The following is a 1,347-nucleotide window of genomic DNA, read 5'->3' on the forward strand; positions in this document are numbered from 1 at the left end:
GTGTCGATCTCGTGACGGAGCTCCTTGGCGGCACCCTCCAGGTCGAAGTCCTGCAGACGCTTCTTGATGGCCTCGGCGCCCATGCAGCCCTCGAAGTAGTCACCGTAGCGGTCCTGCATCTCCCGCCACAGATCAACGTCACCCTCCATGTCGCCGGGCTTCAGGGTCTTGAAGCGGTCGAAGACGGCGGTGATCCGCTGGATCTGGTCGTCATAGCGCTTGCGGATGGCGGTCATGTCCCGCTCGGCTCCGTTGCGCAGACGTGCCTTCATGGAACCCTTGACCTCGTCGGTCTTCTCCAGCTCAGCCAGGTCCTCCTCCAGCTTCTTGGCGCGCTTGTCGATCTCCAGGTCGCGCTTCTTCTCCAGCTGGGAGATTTCATTGTCGAACTCGTCCTGCAGGTCGGGCAGGTCCTTGTGACGCTGCTCCTCATCCACCTTGGTGACCATGTAGGCCGCGAAGTAGATGACCTTCTCCAGATCCTTGGGCGCGATGTCCAGCAGGTATCCCAGCCGGGAGGGCACGCCCTTGAAGAACCAGATGTGGGTGACGGGGGCGGCCAGCTCGATATGGCCCATACGCTCGCGGCGGACGCGGGAACGGGTGACCTCCACGCCGCAGCGCTCGCAGACGATCCCCTTGAAGCGCACGCGCTTGTACTTGCCGCAGGCGCACTCCCAGTCGCGGGTGGGTCCGAAGATCTGCTCGCCGAACAGGCCGTCCTTCTCGGGCTTCAAGGTACGGTAATTGATCGTTTCTGGCTTCTTGACCTCGCCATAGCTCCAGCCGCGGATGTCGTCGGCCGTGGCCAGTCCGATTCTCAGTTTGTCAAATGCATTGACGTCCAGCACTCTGTGTCCTGTCTCTGATCTTGTAACTGCTCTGAAGTTTGCCTCTTGGCGGGATGCCCGTCAGGCGGGCATCCCTGTGACTGGTGGTTCAGCGGTACTCCGGCTCGGGAGCGGACTGGTCGGCCTTGGCGGCGGCGTCCGGGCGGGCGCCGATGTTGAAGCCCAGGTCGTCGGAGGCGGCGCTGGGGTCGTCGTCCTCGTCCTTCATCTCGATCACGTTGCCTTCCGCGTTGAGCACCTCCACGTTCAAGGAGAGCGACTGCATCTCCTTGAGCAGCACCTTGAAGGATTCGGGGATGCCGGCCGCCGGCAGGTTCTCCCCGCGCACGATGGCTCCGTAGGCCCGGACGCGGCCGTCCACATCGTCGGACTTGGTGGTCATCATCTCATGCAGGGTGTAGGCGGCGCCGTAGGCCTCCAGGGCCCAGACCTCCATCTCGCCGAAGCGCTGGCCGCCGAACTGGGCCTTGCCGCCCAGGGGCTGCTGGGTGATCAT

General features: G+C 63.7%; 1 protein-coding gene and 1 pseudogene. Both read right to left on the minus strand.

Annotated elements, in window-relative coordinates:
* Nucleotides 1-851: pseudogene (locus AC0AP0_RS11595) on the minus strand (DNA-directed RNA polymerase subunit beta'); the annotation flags it as partial.
* 88 nt (nt 852-939) lie between these two features.
* The coding region (locus AC0AP0_RS11600; protein ID WP_490430578.1) for a DNA-directed RNA polymerase subunit beta at nt 940-1,347 on the minus strand (408 nt) is incomplete at its 5' end.

The sequence above is a fragment of the Bifidobacterium sp. POST2/T3 (B1) genome (assembly GCF_058197115.1).